This is a genomic window from Noviherbaspirillum album (genome assembly GCF_035916955.1).
Taxonomy (GTDB): Bacteria; Pseudomonadota; Gammaproteobacteria; order Burkholderiales; family Burkholderiaceae_D; genus Noviherbaspirillum; species Noviherbaspirillum album.
The window spans coordinates 1-640 of record NZ_JAWIIV010000138.1 but is presented as its reverse complement, the minus strand read 5'-3'; the positions used below and the strand labels follow the sequence as shown (position 1 = coordinate 640).

The 640-nt window shown below is 54.7% G+C and carries 1 pseudogene; it reads right to left on the bottom strand.

What is annotated here, in order from left to right:
* Window positions 1-574: pseudogene (locus tag RY831_RS33095) on the bottom strand (transposase); the annotation flags it as partial.
* Window positions 575-640 lie beyond the last annotated feature (66 nt).

Sequence of the window (640 nt, the reverse complement as noted above, 5' to 3'; positions counted from 1 at the left end):
CTTGCTGCCACCTTGCGTCGGGGACGCTTGCGTGGCACCTGTAGACCTTGTTCTGCCCACAGACGACTGCATTTCTCCTTGCCGACAACGATGCCTTCCCGTCCGAGGAACACGTGGATACGGCGGGATCCGTAACGGGGATACTGGCGTGACAGCCGATGCATAGCCCTCGTCACAGGTGCATTCTTCTGTGGCAGAGTGGGTATATACAGCAGACTGGACCTTGCTACCTGCATGAGCGCACAAGCTCGACGTTGAGAGATACCTCGCTCAACTGCGTAGAGTGCCGCAATCCGTCGAACTGGTGCGCTTACCATTTTTTTCGGGAAATCTCCTTCATCACTTCAATTTCGAGATCCCGTTCAGCCAGCAACTTCTTGAGCCGGGCATTCTCCTGCTCCAAGGCTTTGAGATTCTTTACCTCGTTAGTCCCCATCTCGCCAAAACGCTTGCGCCAGCCGTAGATGCTTTGCTCACTCACACCGTGGCGCTTGGCCACCTCGGCAATCGGGGCCTTGTCGGCTTCCCGCAAAATTCGGACGATTTGCTCGTCGCTGTATCGGCTTTTCTTCATTGCTCCCTTTCATTTGGGAGCTATCTTCTCAAATTTGCCGTGGTCCGAAAATCCCAAGACAGGTCA